The following is a 13,706-nucleotide window of genomic DNA, read 5'->3' as shown; positions in this document are numbered from 1 at the left end:
CTACCACCCTGGTGCACGCTGACGTTTTGCCGGCCGTTGATATTCACTTCATTACGGCCAGGGTCACTCACCGGTGAAGCGCCAACCAGTGCTGCGCGTTGGCGGTACAGGTTGCTTTGGCCATAGACCACCATGGTGCCCTGGCTGGAGTCTTCTTCGTTGTAGTCGTTGATCCAGCGCAGGCTGAAGTCGTCGTTAGGCTGGAACAGCAACTGGCCACGCACGCCCTGGCGCTCGCCGCCATTGAGGTCATCGCCGTTGTAGATGTTTTTGGTGTAGCCATCGTCGCGGGTGCGGTAGGCCGAGAGGCGCCCGGCCAGGGTGTCAGTCAACGCACCGGAGACCGTGCCCTTGCCTTGGAAATAACCGTTTTCGCCACCCGACACTTCCACGGTGCGCTCCGGGCTAAAGGTCGGCTTTTTGGTGGTGATATTCAGCACGCCAGCCGTGGTGTTTTTGCCAAACAAGGTGCCTTGTGGGCCGCGGAGCAGCTCGATCTGTTCGATATCAAGCATGTCGAACACCGCCATGCCGGGGCGACCTAGGTACACGTTATCCAGGTAGATACCGGCACTGCCTTCCAGGCCATCGCTGGCTGGGTTGTTGCCGATACCGCGCACCGCCACGCTGGATTGGCGGGCATGAATAAACGCCACGTTTACGCTGGGCAGCACTTGCTGCAGGTCTTGCACCTTGTAGATGCGCTGCGCTTCCAGGGTGCCGGCGCTGAGGGTGGTGATGGGCGTTGGTACGTCTTGGGCGTCTTCTTCGCGGCGGCGGGCCGTTACGGTGACTTTTTGCAGGGCGGTATCGGCTTTGCTGCTGGTAGTCGCGCTGGTGCTGCCCTCTTCTACGGCGCTGGCTGCCAGCACATCGCTGCCATCGGTTTCTGCGGCCCAAGCGCTGCTCCATTGGCCGGCGCTGCTCAGGGCCAGAATCAAGGTCAGCGCGTACTCAGGCGTGGCCAAGCGGCGCACCGCCAACGGCCGCGCCAAGCGCGGGGTGAACGGGTTAATGGTCGAACGCATCGGGCGAATCCTTTTGTCTTCGTCTGGCCTGCGGGCAAATGCGCAGGCAAAACGATCCCCCACCGCGCAACGGCGGTGCTCGAAAAAATCTTCTTTTTGATCGCTGCTAGCGCGTCAGGAAAAGCCGCAAGTGGCGGGTGACGGCTGGCGAATTAATAGACGTGGCAACACATGCGCTGGTGCGCTTGGCGTTGGTGCGTGTTGCGGTATGGCTTGGCCATGCGGCTCCCCTTGTGCACGTTGCCATATTCATATTCGTTTATGTTCTAAACAATATAAACATGCTTTGTTGACGGAATAAGAGCATGCATTTAAAACCAGCACCCATACAGCAGCAAATGCCTTCGACTTATTTTTTGAATGCCAGGAAAGCATATGGATCTCCGACAACTGCGCTATTTCATCGCCTTAATAGAACACCGCAGTTTCGTTCGCGCGGCGGACGCCATAGGCATCACCCAACCGGCCTTTAGCCGCTCTATTCAGGGCCTTGAGCAGGAATTCGGCTGCGCCCTGGTGGACCGCGGCAATAAGGATTTGCGCCCCACGCCGGAGGGCCAGGTGGTGCTGCAACATGCCCTGCGCCTGGTGCAAGGCGCGGCCAATCTGAGCAGTGAAATTGATCAGATGACCAAACTGGATGCCGGCGACTTGCGCTTTGGTTGCGGCCCGGCCCCGGCGGCGCGTTTGGTCCCGAGCGCGGTGGCGCAGTTTGTTAAGCAGCACCCGCGCATCAGCCTGAGTTTTGAAGTGGATAACTGGGAAAAACTCGGCCGCAGCCTGTCGCGCGACGAGATTGAATTCTTTATCGCCGATATCACCCAGTTTGAGGCCGACCCCAACTTCCACACCCAGGCCATCACCCCGCGCCGTGGCGTGTACTTTTGCCGCCCGGGGCACCCGCTGTTGGCCAAGGAAAGTTTGTCGACCAACGATATGTTCGACTACCCGATCGCCGCGCCGAAAATTCCGGCACGGGCACGCAAGTACCTGGCTAACCTCAGCGGGCGCACCGACTACCACCCCACGGTCACCTGCGAACATCTACCGTCGCTGGTGGATATCGTGCGCAACACCGACGCCATTGGCATCGCCACTGAAGAATTCTTCGGCCAGGAACTGCAGCGCGGTGAACTGGTGCGCTTGTATTGGCGCAATCTGCCGACCACGGTCGACGAAAGCCTGCAAGCCCGTTGCGGGATTGTTAGCCGAGCCGGTTACCGCCTTTCGGCAGCAGCGCGGGCGATGATTGCCATGCTCGTTGAAGTCGACAGCGAGCTCGGGCAACCGGCCGCCGCGCGCGCTCAGGCAAATGCTTTTGCGTGAGGGCTGTGGGTGATCGCATCGACATGGCCGACGGCGCCACTAAAGGTGTGCAGATCCAGCTCTTGCACCAGGCGCTCACTGAGCAGCCCGCCAAGCACCTGTAACGGCGGCTGGCAGAGGTAGGCATTTAACGCTTCAGTCGACTGCCAGGTGCCCTGCAATAACCACAGTTGTTGATCGGTTAACGAGCGTTGCAGTGAATAAGCCAGGCAACCCGGTTCGCCAAGGGACAGGCGAACCAATTGCTGTAGGCGGCTTTGCAGCTCAGTGCTGGCCCGAGGGCCTTCGCAGGCTTTGATAAACACCAACGTGCTGACTTGCTCAGACATGAGTCGTTCTCCTTGAAAGTCAGAAACAGAAACGTGGCGGGCTGACGATTTGCCACGGTTGTCAGAGTACGCACCAGGGCGCTGGCCGGTTATCCGTTTCCTGCTTTCCTTTTGCCTAATCCTGCAAAAGTTCGCGAGCGCTTTGCCCCGTGGCACCTAGCTTGGCGTTTTGCCAGCTGTCGTATTTATCTGATCCTGTCTTATGCTTGCCTAATCCTGCTCAAACGCACCGGCAGCTCTGGCCAAACGGCGTTCGCGTGCGCAAGCTGCGCGGCAGAGTTTGCTACCCCGCTCCACCACCTTCCGGAGGCCCGTATGGAAACCCCAATCCAGCAACGTCAAAACGAACTGGCGACGTTAATCGAGCGCTTCACTCCATCGGAAGGCCCGTTTCAAACCGCCATCGGCCCGCTAAGCCTGATTCGCTTCGACCAGCCCACCCCGGTGGCGCGTGGCGTGCACAAGCCGGCGCTGTGCATCATTGCCCAAGGCCGCAAGGAAGTGAGTCTTGGCGGCGAAAGTTACGTTTATGACGCGCTGAACTATCTGGTGGTGTCGGTGACCTTGCCAGTGACCGGGCAAGTCACCGAAGCCAGCCCGGACAAACCGTATCTGTGTTTGCGCCTGGACCTCGACCCCGCCGAAATCACCCGCATGATCAGCGACGCCGGCCCCGTGGGCTTGCCTGCACGGCCTGCCAGCCGCGGTATGTACCTGGACCGCATCGATGAATCGCTGCTCGACACCGTGCTGCGCCTGACCCGACTGCTCGATACCCCACGGGATATCACCATGCTGGCGCCACTGGCACTGCGAGAAATTTACTACCGTCTGCTGCGTAGCCAGCAAGGCCAGCAATTGATTGAAATCGCCATGGCTGACAGCCAATCGCACCGCATTACTCGCGCCGTGGAATGGCTCAATGCCAACTTTGACCAGCCGCTGCGCATCGAAGAACTGGCGCGCGTGGCCAACCTCAGCGTGTCCGCCCTGCACCACCGTTTTAAAGCAGTAACCGCCATGAGCCCGCTGCAATATCAAAAGCAACTGCGCCTGCAAGAGGCGCAGCGGTTATTGATCAGTGAAGGCTTGGAAGTGGCGGCGGCTGGCTATCGGGTGGGCTATGAAAGCCCGTCACAATTCAGCCGCGAATACCGGCGCCTGTTTGGCGCGCCACCGCTGAAAGATTTGGCGCGGATGAAAAACATCGCCTAATAGGCAACCCACTCGACGTGATGGCGGTGTGCGCACCCTGCGCGAGGTTTGCCGCCCGCTTAATGGGTGGCGTAGGGTGTGCTGCGCGCACCAAGGGATTGCGGCGTTTACTTCCGGTGCGCACAGCGCACCCTACGGGCCAGATGTAGTGCGCCGGATTCACCTTGCGCAATGACGGCCAGCAAGCTCCACACGGCCAAACTTGGCGTGGTCGTTTAGCGGCGTAATGGCTAGCAAGCGGTCCAAACGCAACTCGACCTTTTCGCCGTCCAATTCAACCGTCAAATATTCCTCTTTGTGCTTGTTCGTGCGGGTATCCAACGCCTTGGCTTCGAAGCGCCCGCCTTCGACCATTTCCACTAGCAAGCGGTATTGGTAGAGACAGGCCATCTCCACAAAGTCGTAAAGGTCGCAGTTCAAGGGTTGATAGCGGCCATCGGGGGTGCTCATAGCAACGTCTCCAAGTTTGAGACGCCTAGCGTACAACGAGTTAGCCGTTAACCACGGTGCCGCCATTCACATGTATCACTTGCCCGCTGACATAGCTGGAGTCGGCACTGGCCAGATACACGTAGGCCGGTGCCACTTCCGAGGGTTGCCCAGGGCGCCCCATGGGGGTGTTGCTGCCAAAATGCTCGACCTGTTCAGCCGTGAACGTAGAGGGAATCAGCGGCGTCCAGATCGGCCCCGGCGCGACGGCGTTAACGCGTATGCCTCGCGGTGCGAGGTTTAACGCCAGCGAACGGGTAAACGAGGTGATCGCGCCTTTTGTGGAGGCGTAATCCAACAGCGTGGCGTGGCCTTTATAGGCGGTGATCGAGGTGGTGTTGATGATGCTGGCGCCAGCATTGAGGTGCGGCAGCACGGCCTTGGTGAGCTGGAACATGGCGAAAATGTTGGTGCGGAAGGTTTTCTCCCACTGCGCCTCGCTGATGTCTTCAAGGTTGTCTTGCGGGTGCTGTTCGCCGGCGTTATTGACCAATACGTCGAGGCGCTGCCATTCGGCCAGGCAGTTATCGACTACGCCTTGGCAGAAGTCTTTATCCGCTGCGTCGCCGGCAAACACTAGGCAACCACGGCCCAGGGCATGAATTTCATCGCGGGTGCGGGCCGCATCGTCGTGCTCGTCGAGATAGACGATGGCGATGTTGGCGCCTTCACGGGCAAAGTGCACGGCTACGGCTCGGCCGATGCCACTGTCACCGCCCGTGACTATCGCCACCCAGCCATCGAGCTTGCCGGCAGCTTGGTAATACTCGCTGATGATCTGTGGCTGTGGGCGCATTTCGGTTTCGCTACCGGGTTGCTGCTCTTGGTGCTGCGCCGGAAGGGTTTTTTCTTCGCTCATTATTTTCTCCAGATGTCGGGAGCAACCTCGGTCCTCCCCGCGAAGGCGAGGATCCACAAAGGCAAGGTAACGGCGCACGCCTGAACAATTCTGGGGCCCGCCTGCGTTATTGCAGCGCTGCTCGGCTCAAACCGGCTTGGCGCCAAGCTTTTTCCAATGCGCGGCGGTAATGCGCTGGCGGTTGTGGTAGTCGTGCCAGGGGTCTTGTTTCAGGCTATCCAGGCGCTCACGCAGGTTGTCGACCGTCCATTGCGCGGCGCTTTTCAGCCCGTCGAGCTCATCGCGGCTGATCGGCACCGATACCGGCAGGCCCGGCCGCGCCCGCACGGAGTAGGCACTGGCGGTGCTGGCGCCGCGTCCGTTGCGCAGGTAGTCGATAAAAATTTTGCCGATGCGATTCTGCGGGCCCATCTTGTCGATAAAGCGCTCGGGAATCTGTTTGGTCATAAAGGTAGCCAGGGCCTTGGCGAACGCTTTCACGGTGTCCCAGCTGGCGTGTTTGCTCAGCGGTACGACGATATGCATGCCCTTGCCGCCGCTGGTTTTCAGCCATGCATCCAGGCCCACTTCGTCGAGCACCGCCAGGGTCAATTTGGTCGCCTCCACCATGCTGCGCCAGGGCAGCGCGGGGTCTGGGTCGAGGTCAAGAATCATCCGGTCGGGCTTGTCGATGGCGGCAGTGATGGCGCCCCAAGTGTGCAGTTCAATGCAGCCCATTTGCACCGCGCCAATCAGCGCCGCTAGGGAGTCAATTTGCATCAACCGCGCATGGCCGGGGTCGAGCTTCTGGTCGAGATGAGTAATGTTCGGGATGGCCAAATGTTCGGCATGCTTTTGGAAAAACTGCTGCCCCTCGACACCGTCAGGTGCGCGCAATAACGATACCGGGCGGCCCCGTAGATGGGGCATTACCCACTCGCCGATGTCGTGGTAGAACTGCGCCAGTTCGACTTTTTGCGTGCCGCTTTGCGCGTCGATTACCCGCTCGGGGTGACTGATGGACACCTTGTCCAACTCCTCACGCTGGTTTTTTCCGCTGCTGGCTTTGCGCTTGGCCGTTGCCTTGGCCGCTGGTGGCTGCACGGCCTTCTCCTGAGTAATTTGCCCTGCCGGTTTGTCGGTACGTTGGGCGATAAACGAGGCTTGGCGCACTACGCCTTCGCGGGTCCACTCAGCGAACTCCACTTCGCATACCAGCTTGGGTTGCAGCCATTGCACACCGCGCGCCTGGGCGCTGGTGACGGCTTTGTCCAAGGGCGATTTATCCTGCTCAAGCGGCTTCATTTGCGCCATTAAATGCTCGAGCCGCTTGGCGTCAAAACCAGTACCGACACGGCCGGCATAGCGCAGCTTGCCGTCTTCGTGCACGGCCACCAGCAAGGCACCAAAACCACTGCGGCTGCCTTTGGGCGCGCTGTAGCCGACGATGACCATTTCCTGGCGATGGCGGCATTTGAGCTTGATCCAGTCATCGCTGCGGCGCGATACGTAGGTGCTGCCCAAGCGTTTACCAATCACGCCTTCCAGCCCCATGGCGCAGGCGCTGGTTACCAGGTCTTGATGGGCGGCGCTAAAGGCATCGGAAAAGCGCAACGGGCTGCGTTTGCCCACGCCTTTAAGGGCTTTTTTCAAGGCTTCGCGACGGTCTTGCAGCGGTGTTTGCCGCAGGTCTTCGCCGTTTAGAAACGGCGCGTCAAATAGGTAGTAGAGAATCTGCTGACTAGCCCCTTCGTCGAAGGCGTTTTGCAAGCCTTGGAAGTCCGGCATGCCGTCGTCGTTGAGCACCACGGTTTCACCATCCAGCCAACTGTCTTGCAGCTTGAGCGCTTGCAGGGCCTTGATTTGCTCGGGCAGGCGCGCGCTCCAGTCGTGACCATTGCGGGTAAATAGTTTGACCTCGCCATCTTTGATGCGCGCCAACATGCGATAGCCGTCAAACTTGATTTCATACACCCAATCGCCGCTTGGGGCTTCGGTAACCAGGGTCGCCAGTTGCGGCTTCAGGGTGTCCGGGATGGCGGTATGCGCCTGGTTGGCCGCCGGCTTACGGGCCTTAACCTTGGTGGCTTGGCCATGGGCTAGCTTGGTGTTAGCGGCCGGGGCTTTTTTGCCGGCTCGGCCCTGGCCAACGGCGGCGCCGCTGATCACGCTATTGGGTAGCTCGTCGACCACGTTGTATTCGCTGGCAGGCCGCGCAACGTCATCGTGCTCTTTAATCAGCAGCCACTGCTCTTTGTCGCCGCTGCCTTTAAGCCGGGTACGCACCAACGCCCACTCACCGCCGAGCTTTTCGCCAATCAGGGCAAATTTGAGCTTGCCGCTTTTGTAAGTTTCTTGCGGGTCGCCATGGGGCTGCCACACGCCTTGGTCCCAAACAATCACATCGCCGGCGCCATATTGGCCTTCGGGAATGCTGCCCTCGAATGTGGCGTAGCCCAGGGGGTGGTCTTCCACGTGCACGGCCAAGCGTTTGTCTTGCGGGTCAAGGCTTGGGCCTTTGGGGATGGCCCAGCTTTTCAGGGTGCCATCGAGTTCTAAGCGGAAGTCGTAGTGCAGGTGGCTGGCGTCGTGTTTCTGAATCACAAAACGCAATGAACCCGGCGCCTTGCGGGCTTTTTTAACCGACTCCTCGCGCGGTTCCGAGGTAATGGTGAAGTTGCGTTTGCGGTTGTACTCGCTCATAGCCAAGCCCTCGGCGCCCTAGCTCGCCTTGCTGGTTTTGCTGGTTTTTTTCGCCGCCGGTTTCGCCGTTTTGGCCGGTGCCGCTTTACTGGCAGCGGGTTTGGCTTTGCTAGCCGCCGGCTTTTTTGCCGCGCTGGGTTTACCGCCAAGGCTGCGTTTGAGCAATTCGGTGAGGTCGATAACGTCGGCACTGCGCCGGCTTTCACCCTCCTCGGTGGCTTTCTCCACTGAGGCGATTTTGCCTTGTTTGGCCTTCTGCTCGACCAACGCCATGATCTGCTCGGTAAAGCTGTCTTGGTATTCGTCTGGCGCCCACTCGGCACTCATGTCTTGCACCAGGCGCTTGGCCATATCCAATTCGCCTTTGGCCAGCTTGGCGTCTCTCACCGCTGCCGGCAGTTCCAGGCTGTCCAGGCCGCGCACCTCGCTGGGCCAACGCAGCATCACCAACACCATGGCGTCTTCCAGCGGCATTACGGCCGCCAGGTGCTGTTTGGTGTGCAGCACCACCAAGGCCAGGGCCACTTTGTCGGTGTTGACCAACGTTTGCCGGAGCAAGGCATAGACCTTCTCACCGCGTTTGTCCGGGCTTAGGTAATAGGGGGTGTCGATGTTTTGCAGGGGAATTTGCGCGCGGTCGACAAAGGCGAAAATATCGATGGTTTGCGTGGCCGCCGGATGCGCTTGTTTGATCTCGTCTTCGCTTAAGACCACATAGCGACCCTTTTCATACTCGACGCCCTTGACGATGTTTTCCTTGTCGATGTCTTTGCCGGTGACCTTGTTAATGCGCTTGTAACCCACCGGATCCATGCTGCGTTTATCCAGCCAGTCGAAGTCCACGCCTTGCGAGGTCGTGGCCGACGTCAGCGCGACGGGGATATGCACCAGGCCGAAACTGATGGCGCCTTTCCAGATTGCACGTGGCATGTGCGGTTACCTCGGTGTGGTGCGATACGCGCTGGGATTTTCGTGCCAGGATCGCTGCCTGCGCAGGGATGACGGCGATGTTAAACAGTCCTGCGTCGTCCCCGCGTAGGCGGGGATCCAGGTACATAGCTAGCAATAGCGGCGCGTTACAACATCACCCCATCGCTATACGTCACGCGGTCCAGCTGGGTGATATCGCTGATCTCGCGCAGCATATTGTCGGCGGCAATTTCCGCTTCGGTCTCACATACGCAGCCTGGCACCACGACCCACAACACGCGCACTTCGGCGCCCATGCGTTTGGGTTGGTATTCGATCAGGCCTACGTAGTTGTGCCCTTCCTTCATGGCATCGGTCCACGCGATGCAGGTGTCGAAATCACGAAACATGGCAAAGCCCCCTTATGTTTGCGCACCCAATTGGGACCGACCCCAGGAAAAAAGAGTTGCAGTTTTGTTTGCCGCTGCTGGCGTCTATAGCGCGGCCATCTGTCGGATGGCGGCGTTTGGCGGCCGTGCCAGATGGAGCGCCGCGCCCGGCCATCTATGCTGTCGAAGGCTCTAAAGCGCACAGGAGGCAGCCAAATGGCGCAAATCCACGCTCCCGGCGTGTATATCGAGGAAGCGACGGTTGCTATGCATCGCATAGCCGCAGTGCCAACTTCGATCGCTGCGTTTGTCGGCTATACGGGCCAGGGCATTACCGACCAGGCCATAGCCATACAGGGCATGCTCGAGTTCGAGCGTGAGTTTGGCGGTTTGCACGCGGACAGCCCGCTGTCTTATGCCGTTAGCCAGTTCTTTGCCAATGGCGGCAGCCACGCCTGGATCGTCCGCGTGACCGACGCCAATGGCGGGCGCGGCGGCGCTGAGCAGTTGGTCGGCAATGAGCAGGACAAAAGCGGCCTCTATGCCCTACTCGCCTGCGATCAATTCAACCTGCTGCTAATACCGGAAACCTTCGACATGCTCGGCGGCGAAGAAGCCCGTGTGATCAGCGCTGCTGTAGCGCTATGCGAAGCCAAGCGGGCGTTTTATATCGTTGACGCGCCGGCCAATCGAACGCTTGCCGACATCAGCCCGTGGGCGCATGGCATCTCCCAGTCGCGCAATGCCGTTACCTATTTTCCGCCGGTACGTGTGCCAGACCCCAACGCCGCCGGGCAACCCCGAAGCCTTGCACCCTCCGGCACTTTGGCGGGCGTGTATGCACGCACCGACAGCAACCATGGCGTATGGAAAGCGCCGGCCGGCGCCGACGCGCAGCTGCTCGGGGTGGTCGACTTGGCCCTGGCGCTCAACGATATGCAAAACGGCCAGATCAACCCGCAAGCCATCAATGTGCTGCGCACCTTTCCTGCCTTTGGCCACGTCGCCTGGGGCGCGCGCACGCTGAAAGGCAGCGACGCCCAAGCCGACGAGTACAAATACATTCCTGTGCGCCGCTTGGCGCTGTTTATCGAAGAGAGCCTGTACCGCGGCACTCAATGGGTGGTGTTTGAACACAGCAATGAAGCCCTTTGGGCGCAGCTTCGCCTGAGCGTGGGCGCGTTTATGTTGGCGCTGTTTCGCCAAGGCGCCTTCCAGGGCAAGACACCGGAGCAGGCGTATTTCGTTAAATGCGATGAGCAAAACCATAGCGGCCAAGACCGTGAGCGCGGCGTTGTCAGCATAAACATCGGCTTCGCTGCGCTAAAACCCGGGGAGTTTGTAATGCTGAATATCCAGCAGATGACCATTGCCGCTAAGGTTTGATTGCGCGATTCAGGTAGGGCTTCAATCCCCCAATGCCGTCATGCGCACTGCACAGTCCAAGCATCGAACTAAGCAGCGAACTACGACGCGCCAGGAAAATGACTACTTATCTAAAAGCTGCGGCAGCGTATGGCCACTCTCGCCAAACAACCGGCAAAACAGCGGCAAAAACTAGCCGCAAGCGCCTGACAAACCCATATAAACCATTGTTTTTATTGGCCTAAAAATGGAATTGTGACACCTGGCACACTATTCGCAAAAGGGAACTTGTCGCCGCATTCCGCGCCTGAGGTTCCCCGGTATGGTCCCGCCAAGCAAATCCAACACAATCGACTTTGACGCCGCTAAATTGCAGCGCCTGGGTTTTGCCAGCAATCGCCAGTCCGTGCGCCCGGTGTCTCTGGCACAGCTGCGGCAGAAGCTGAACCTGCAATTGCAGACCAGCTTGGAAGTTGAGCGCATCCTGGAAATCTTTTTCCGCGAAGTGCAGCGCCTGGTGCCATTGGATGCCGTGGCTTACCAACACCCGTCCAGCGACCTGCGCCTGGAACTCGGCACGCGTGCCACGCACTCGGCCGGCTATCGGTTGAACCACGACGGTGAGTATCTCGGCGAGCTGATTTTCCGCCGCAACCAGCGTTTTTCCGAGGAAGAGCTGGCGCAGTTGGAATCGCTGCTGGCCTGCATGCTCTTTCCGCTGCGTAACGCCCTGCTCTACCGCAAAGCGGTGCAGTGCGCGCTGCGCGATCCATTGACCGACACCGGCAACCGCATCGCCATGGACCAGGCGCTGCAACGCGAGGTCGACTTGGCGCGGCGCAACCTGCAACCGTTGTCGGTGCTGATGCTGGATGTTGACCACTTCAAGCACATCAACGACACCTACGGCCATAGCAGCGGCGACGAAGTACTGCGGGCGATGTCTGCCACGCTAAAAGCACAGTTGCGCAATATCGATATGATTTTCCGCTTTGGCGGCGAAGAGTTTTTGGTGCTGCTGTCCAACACCAGCCGCGAAGGCGCCGCAATGGTCGGTGAACGCCTGCGCTTTGCCGTACAAGAGCTGCAATGCACCGCACAGGGCCAGTCTATCGACGTATCGGTGAGCCTGGGCTGCGCTTGCCTGCTGCCGGGCGAGTCGGTTGATAGCCTGTTACGCCGCGCCGATAACGCGCTGTACGTGGCCAAACGTGACGGTCGCAATCGGCTGACCATGGCCGGCTAAGCCCAGGCAAAACGCGGCGCCGACAAAAAAAGGCCAGTCAATTGACTGGCCTTTTTGCATCCATAGCGCGGTAAAACTCAATCAAGCCTTATAGCGCGCGGCCGCCTGGCTGTGGGACAGGTTAGGACCAAGCTTTTGCCGTGCGGCGACAAACGCATTCCAATCCGCCGCATCGGGCAGCGAAGGAATAGTCACCAACTCGCCCTGATCAAAGCCGGCCAGCGCCGCATCGACCATCTCGCCAGCATCCATAATCATCGCCGCTGGAATGCGGTTGGCGTCAATGCCAGAGCGCTCCCAGATTTCCGTGCGGGTTACGCCCGGCAGTACCGCCTGCACCTGTACCCCCTGTTTGCCCAACTCACCGTGCAGCGATTGGCTCAAGCTCAGTACATAGGCCTTGGTGGCGCTGTAGGTGGCGTTAAATATTTCCGGCGCCAGGGCGACAACTGAGGCCAGGTTGATAATCGCGCCACGCCCAGCCGCGACAAAGTTGGCACCCGCGGCGGCGGCCAGATGAGTGACAGCGGTGATATTCAGCTCAAGCATATTGTCGATGGCGTCGCCATTGGCTTCGATCAGCGGGCCATCCAGCGCAACACCCGCGTTATTCACCAGCAGGCTGATGGCGCTGTCGCTGCGTAGGCGCTGCGCCACGGTTTTGATGTCGGTCTTTTGCGTCAGGTCGGCCTTTAATACTTCCACGTGCACACCGAAATCAGCGCTAAGGCTGGCGGCGAGTTTTTCCAAGCGCTGCTGGTCACGCGCGACCAGCAGTAGGTCATAACCACGACGCGCCAAGCGCTCGGCATATACCGCACCGATACCCGATGACGCCCCTGTTACCAGCGCAGTGCCCTTGGTGTTTTGCTGAGTCATTTGTGTGTTCTCCATAGCGGTTTCAATTCACGTGGCAGGTTTGGTGGTGCGTTGCGAGCACACTACTGGAGCTTAGATTACGGTCATAATTTTAAAAGTCTATATGTCAGCCAACATTTAACTATCGACGGATAGCTAACGCGTTTTAAAGCAATAACTCTGCACTAAACCTGCATTATTATTCATTGGTCATGTTTTTAGCCTGACGCCACACTGCGCGCCGTCGTATTCGCTGAGTTCTGCCATCTGATGTTCGCCACCTGGCTGTCCGCGTTTTTACCGTCTGCTTCCAACACCCGCCCTACCGAATGGCTACGCGCTGCCTATGGCGCGGCACTGGCTGTGTTTGCCTGCACGTGGGCATGCGGCGCGTTGTTTGGCCATGAGTTGGCCGCACATTTGCTCGGGCCACTGGGGGCGTCGGCGGTGCTGGTATTTGCGGTTTCATCCGGGGCGCTGGCGCAACCCTGGTCGTTGGTTGGCAGCTACAGCGTTGCCACCGTGGTGGCGATCACCACGCTGCTATTTATCAGCCCCGGTATTGCTGCTTCCGCAGTGGCAGTCGCGGCCACCCTGGTGCTGATGTGCGTGCTGCGTTGCCTGCATCCACCGGGCGCGGCGCTGACTATTTGCCTGGTACTTGGCGGCCCGCAGATAACTGCCCTCGGCTGGCATCTGCTTTACCCGGCGCTGTTTAACGCCGTCGCCTTGCTGGCCTTGGCCCTGCTCTATAACAACCTCACCGGTGTGCGCTACCCCAAGTTGCCGGCACCAGCCACCAGCCTGCACGCCACAGCAGACAACGCCCCGCAAGAACGCGTGGGCATTACCAGTGCCGATCTGGACGAAGCGCTTAATGAGCTTGGCGGTTTTGTTGATATCCAGCGCGAAGACCTCAAGCAGATCATCCGTGCCACGGAAAAAAACGCCCTGCGCCGCAGCATGGGTGATATTCGCGCCGAGCACATCATGTCCCGCGATGTGCAAACC

Annotated in this window: 13 protein-coding genes; 5 read left to right on the top strand and 8 right to left on the bottom strand. The window is 59.4% G+C overall.

All coding sequences use genetic code 11. The annotated features are described in order from the left end of the window. Nucleotides 1-1,028: TonB-dependent receptor (locus AAAB16_RS14570; RefSeq protein ID WP_340663960.1), on the bottom strand; the 1,028-nt coding region annotated here is incomplete at its 3' end. A gap of 375 nt (nt 1,029-1,403) precedes the next feature. Between AAAB16_RS14570 and AAAB16_RS14565 the strand changes: the two genes are divergently transcribed. Next, nucleotides 1,404-2,354, top strand: coding sequence for a LysR family transcriptional regulator (locus tag AAAB16_RS14565; protein ID WP_340663959.1), 951 nt, complete (start codon nt 1,404-1,406; stop codon nt 2,352-2,354). Here the strand turns inward: AAAB16_RS14565 and AAAB16_RS14560 are convergent. Continuing rightward, nucleotides 2,333-2,683, bottom strand: coding sequence for an antibiotic biosynthesis monooxygenase family protein (locus AAAB16_RS14560; protein WP_340663958.1), 351 nt, complete (start codon nt 2,681-2,683; stop codon nt 2,333-2,335). The genes AAAB16_RS14565 and AAAB16_RS14560 overlap by 22 nt on opposite strands. Before the next feature lie 315 nt (nt 2,684-2,998). Between AAAB16_RS14560 and AAAB16_RS14555 the strand changes: the two genes are divergently transcribed. Continuing rightward, on the top strand, nt 2,999-3,898 hold the full coding sequence (locus AAAB16_RS14555) for an AraC family transcriptional regulator (protein WP_340663957.1): 900 nt from the start codon (nt 2,999-3,001) through the stop codon (nt 3,896-3,898). 159 nt (nt 3,899-4,057) lie between these two features. Here AAAB16_RS14555 and AAAB16_RS14550 read toward each other — a convergent pair whose 3' ends face one another. From AAAB16_RS14550 to AAAB16_RS14530, 5 genes are all read right to left on the bottom strand, one after another. Next, the gene (locus tag AAAB16_RS14550) at nt 4,058-4,348 is read right to left on the bottom strand and encodes a Rho-binding antiterminator (RefSeq protein ID WP_340663956.1); all 291 of its coding nucleotides are present in this window, start codon (nt 4,346-4,348) and stop codon (nt 4,058-4,060) included. Nucleotides 4,349-4,388: 40 nt separating this feature from the next. Then, nucleotides 4,389-5,246 carry an SDR family oxidoreductase gene (locus AAAB16_RS14545; protein ID WP_340663955.1) on the bottom strand — a complete coding sequence of 286 codons (858 nt, stop codon included), beginning with the start codon at nt 5,244-5,246 and terminating at the stop codon, nt 4,389-4,391. 126 nt (nt 5,247-5,372) lie between these two features. After that, entirely contained in the window at nt 5,373-7,928 is a 2,556-nt protein-coding gene (ligD, locus tag AAAB16_RS14540; protein WP_340663954.1) for a DNA ligase D, read from the bottom strand. An 18-nt stretch (nt 7,929-7,946) separates the two neighbouring features. Beyond that, nucleotides 7,947-8,858 (bottom strand): Ku protein, encoded by a 912-nt coding sequence (locus AAAB16_RS14535; protein WP_340663953.1) that lies wholly within the window; start codon nt 8,856-8,858, stop codon nt 7,947-7,949. A 146-nt stretch (nt 8,859-9,004) separates the two neighbouring features. Beyond that, nucleotides 9,005-9,247, bottom strand: coding sequence for a hypothetical protein (locus AAAB16_RS14530; protein WP_110618659.1), 243 nt, complete (start codon nt 9,245-9,247; stop codon nt 9,005-9,007). A gap of 195 nt (nt 9,248-9,442) precedes the next feature. On the opposite strand from AAAB16_RS14530, the gene AAAB16_RS14525 reads away from it, so the two are divergent. Together AAAB16_RS14525 and AAAB16_RS14520 are read left to right on the top strand one after the other, a co-directional pair. Further along, a complete protein-coding gene (locus AAAB16_RS14525) occupies nt 9,443-10,612 on the top strand; it encodes a phage tail sheath C-terminal domain-containing protein (protein ID WP_340663952.1) in 1,170 nt (389 codons plus the stop codon). Nucleotides 10,613-10,913: 301 nt separating this feature from the next. After that, nucleotides 10,914-11,837 carry a GGDEF domain-containing protein gene (locus AAAB16_RS14520; RefSeq protein ID WP_340663951.1) on the top strand — a complete coding sequence of 308 codons (924 nt, stop codon included), beginning with the start codon at nt 10,914-10,916 and terminating at the stop codon, nt 11,835-11,837. A gap of 81 nt (nt 11,838-11,918) precedes the next feature. Here the strand turns inward: AAAB16_RS14520 and AAAB16_RS14515 are convergent, their stop codons facing one another. Further along, entirely contained in the window at nt 11,919-12,716 is a 798-nt protein-coding gene (locus tag AAAB16_RS14515) for an SDR family oxidoreductase (protein ID WP_340663950.1), read from the bottom strand. Between the two features lie 249 nt (nt 12,717-12,965). Here AAAB16_RS14515 and AAAB16_RS14510 point away from each other — a divergent pair. Further along, on the top strand, nt 12,966-13,706 hold a 741-nt coding region (locus tag AAAB16_RS14510; protein ID WP_340663949.1), incomplete at its 3' end, for an HPP family protein.

The sequence above is a fragment of the Pseudomonas sp. genome (assembly GCF_037994325.1).
Classification (GTDB): domain Bacteria; phylum Pseudomonadota; class Gammaproteobacteria; order Pseudomonadales; family Pseudomonadaceae; genus Aquipseudomonas.
The sequence above is the reverse complement of the archived record's forward strand: the minus strand, read 5'-3'. Positions and strand labels throughout refer to the sequence as shown.

Excerpts from the sequence above, each read along its gene's own strand:
- AAAB16_RS14565 (WP_340663959.1), top strand. The coding sequence starts at position 1,404 with ATGGATCTCCGACAACTGCGCTATTTCATCGCCTTAATAGAACACCGC.
- AAAB16_RS14560 (WP_340663958.1), bottom strand. The coding sequence starts at position 2,683 with ATGTCTGAGCAAGTCAGCACGTTGGTGTTTATCAAAGCCTGCGAAGGC.
- AAAB16_RS14555 (WP_340663957.1), top strand. The coding sequence starts at position 2,999 with ATGGAAACCCCAATCCAGCAACGTCAAAACGAACTGGCGACGTTAATC.
- AAAB16_RS14550 (WP_340663956.1), bottom strand. The coding sequence starts at position 4,348 with ATGAGCACCCCCGATGGCCGCTATCAACCCTTGAACTGCGACCTTTAC.
- AAAB16_RS14545 (WP_340663955.1), bottom strand. The coding sequence starts at position 5,246 with ATGAGCGAAGAAAAAACCCTTCCGGCGCAGCACCAAGAGCAGCAACCC.
- ligD (WP_340663954.1), bottom strand. The coding sequence starts at position 7,928 with ATGAGCGAGTACAACCGCAAACGCAACTTCACCATTACCTCGGAACCG.
- AAAB16_RS14535 (WP_340663953.1), bottom strand. The coding sequence starts at position 8,858 with ATGCCACGTGCAATCTGGAAAGGCGCCATCAGTTTCGGCCTGGTGCAT.
- AAAB16_RS14530 (WP_110618659.1), bottom strand. The coding sequence starts at position 9,247 with ATGTTTCGTGATTTCGACACCTGCATCGCGTGGACCGATGCCATGAAG.
- AAAB16_RS14525 (WP_340663952.1), top strand. The coding sequence starts at position 9,443 with ATGGCGCAAATCCACGCTCCCGGCGTGTATATCGAGGAAGCGACGGTT.
- AAAB16_RS14520 (WP_340663951.1), top strand. The coding sequence starts at position 10,914 with ATGGTCCCGCCAAGCAAATCCAACACAATCGACTTTGACGCCGCTAAA.
- AAAB16_RS14515 (WP_340663950.1), bottom strand. The coding sequence starts at position 12,716 with ATGACTCAGCAAAACACCAAGGGCACTGCGCTGGTAACAGGGGCGTCA.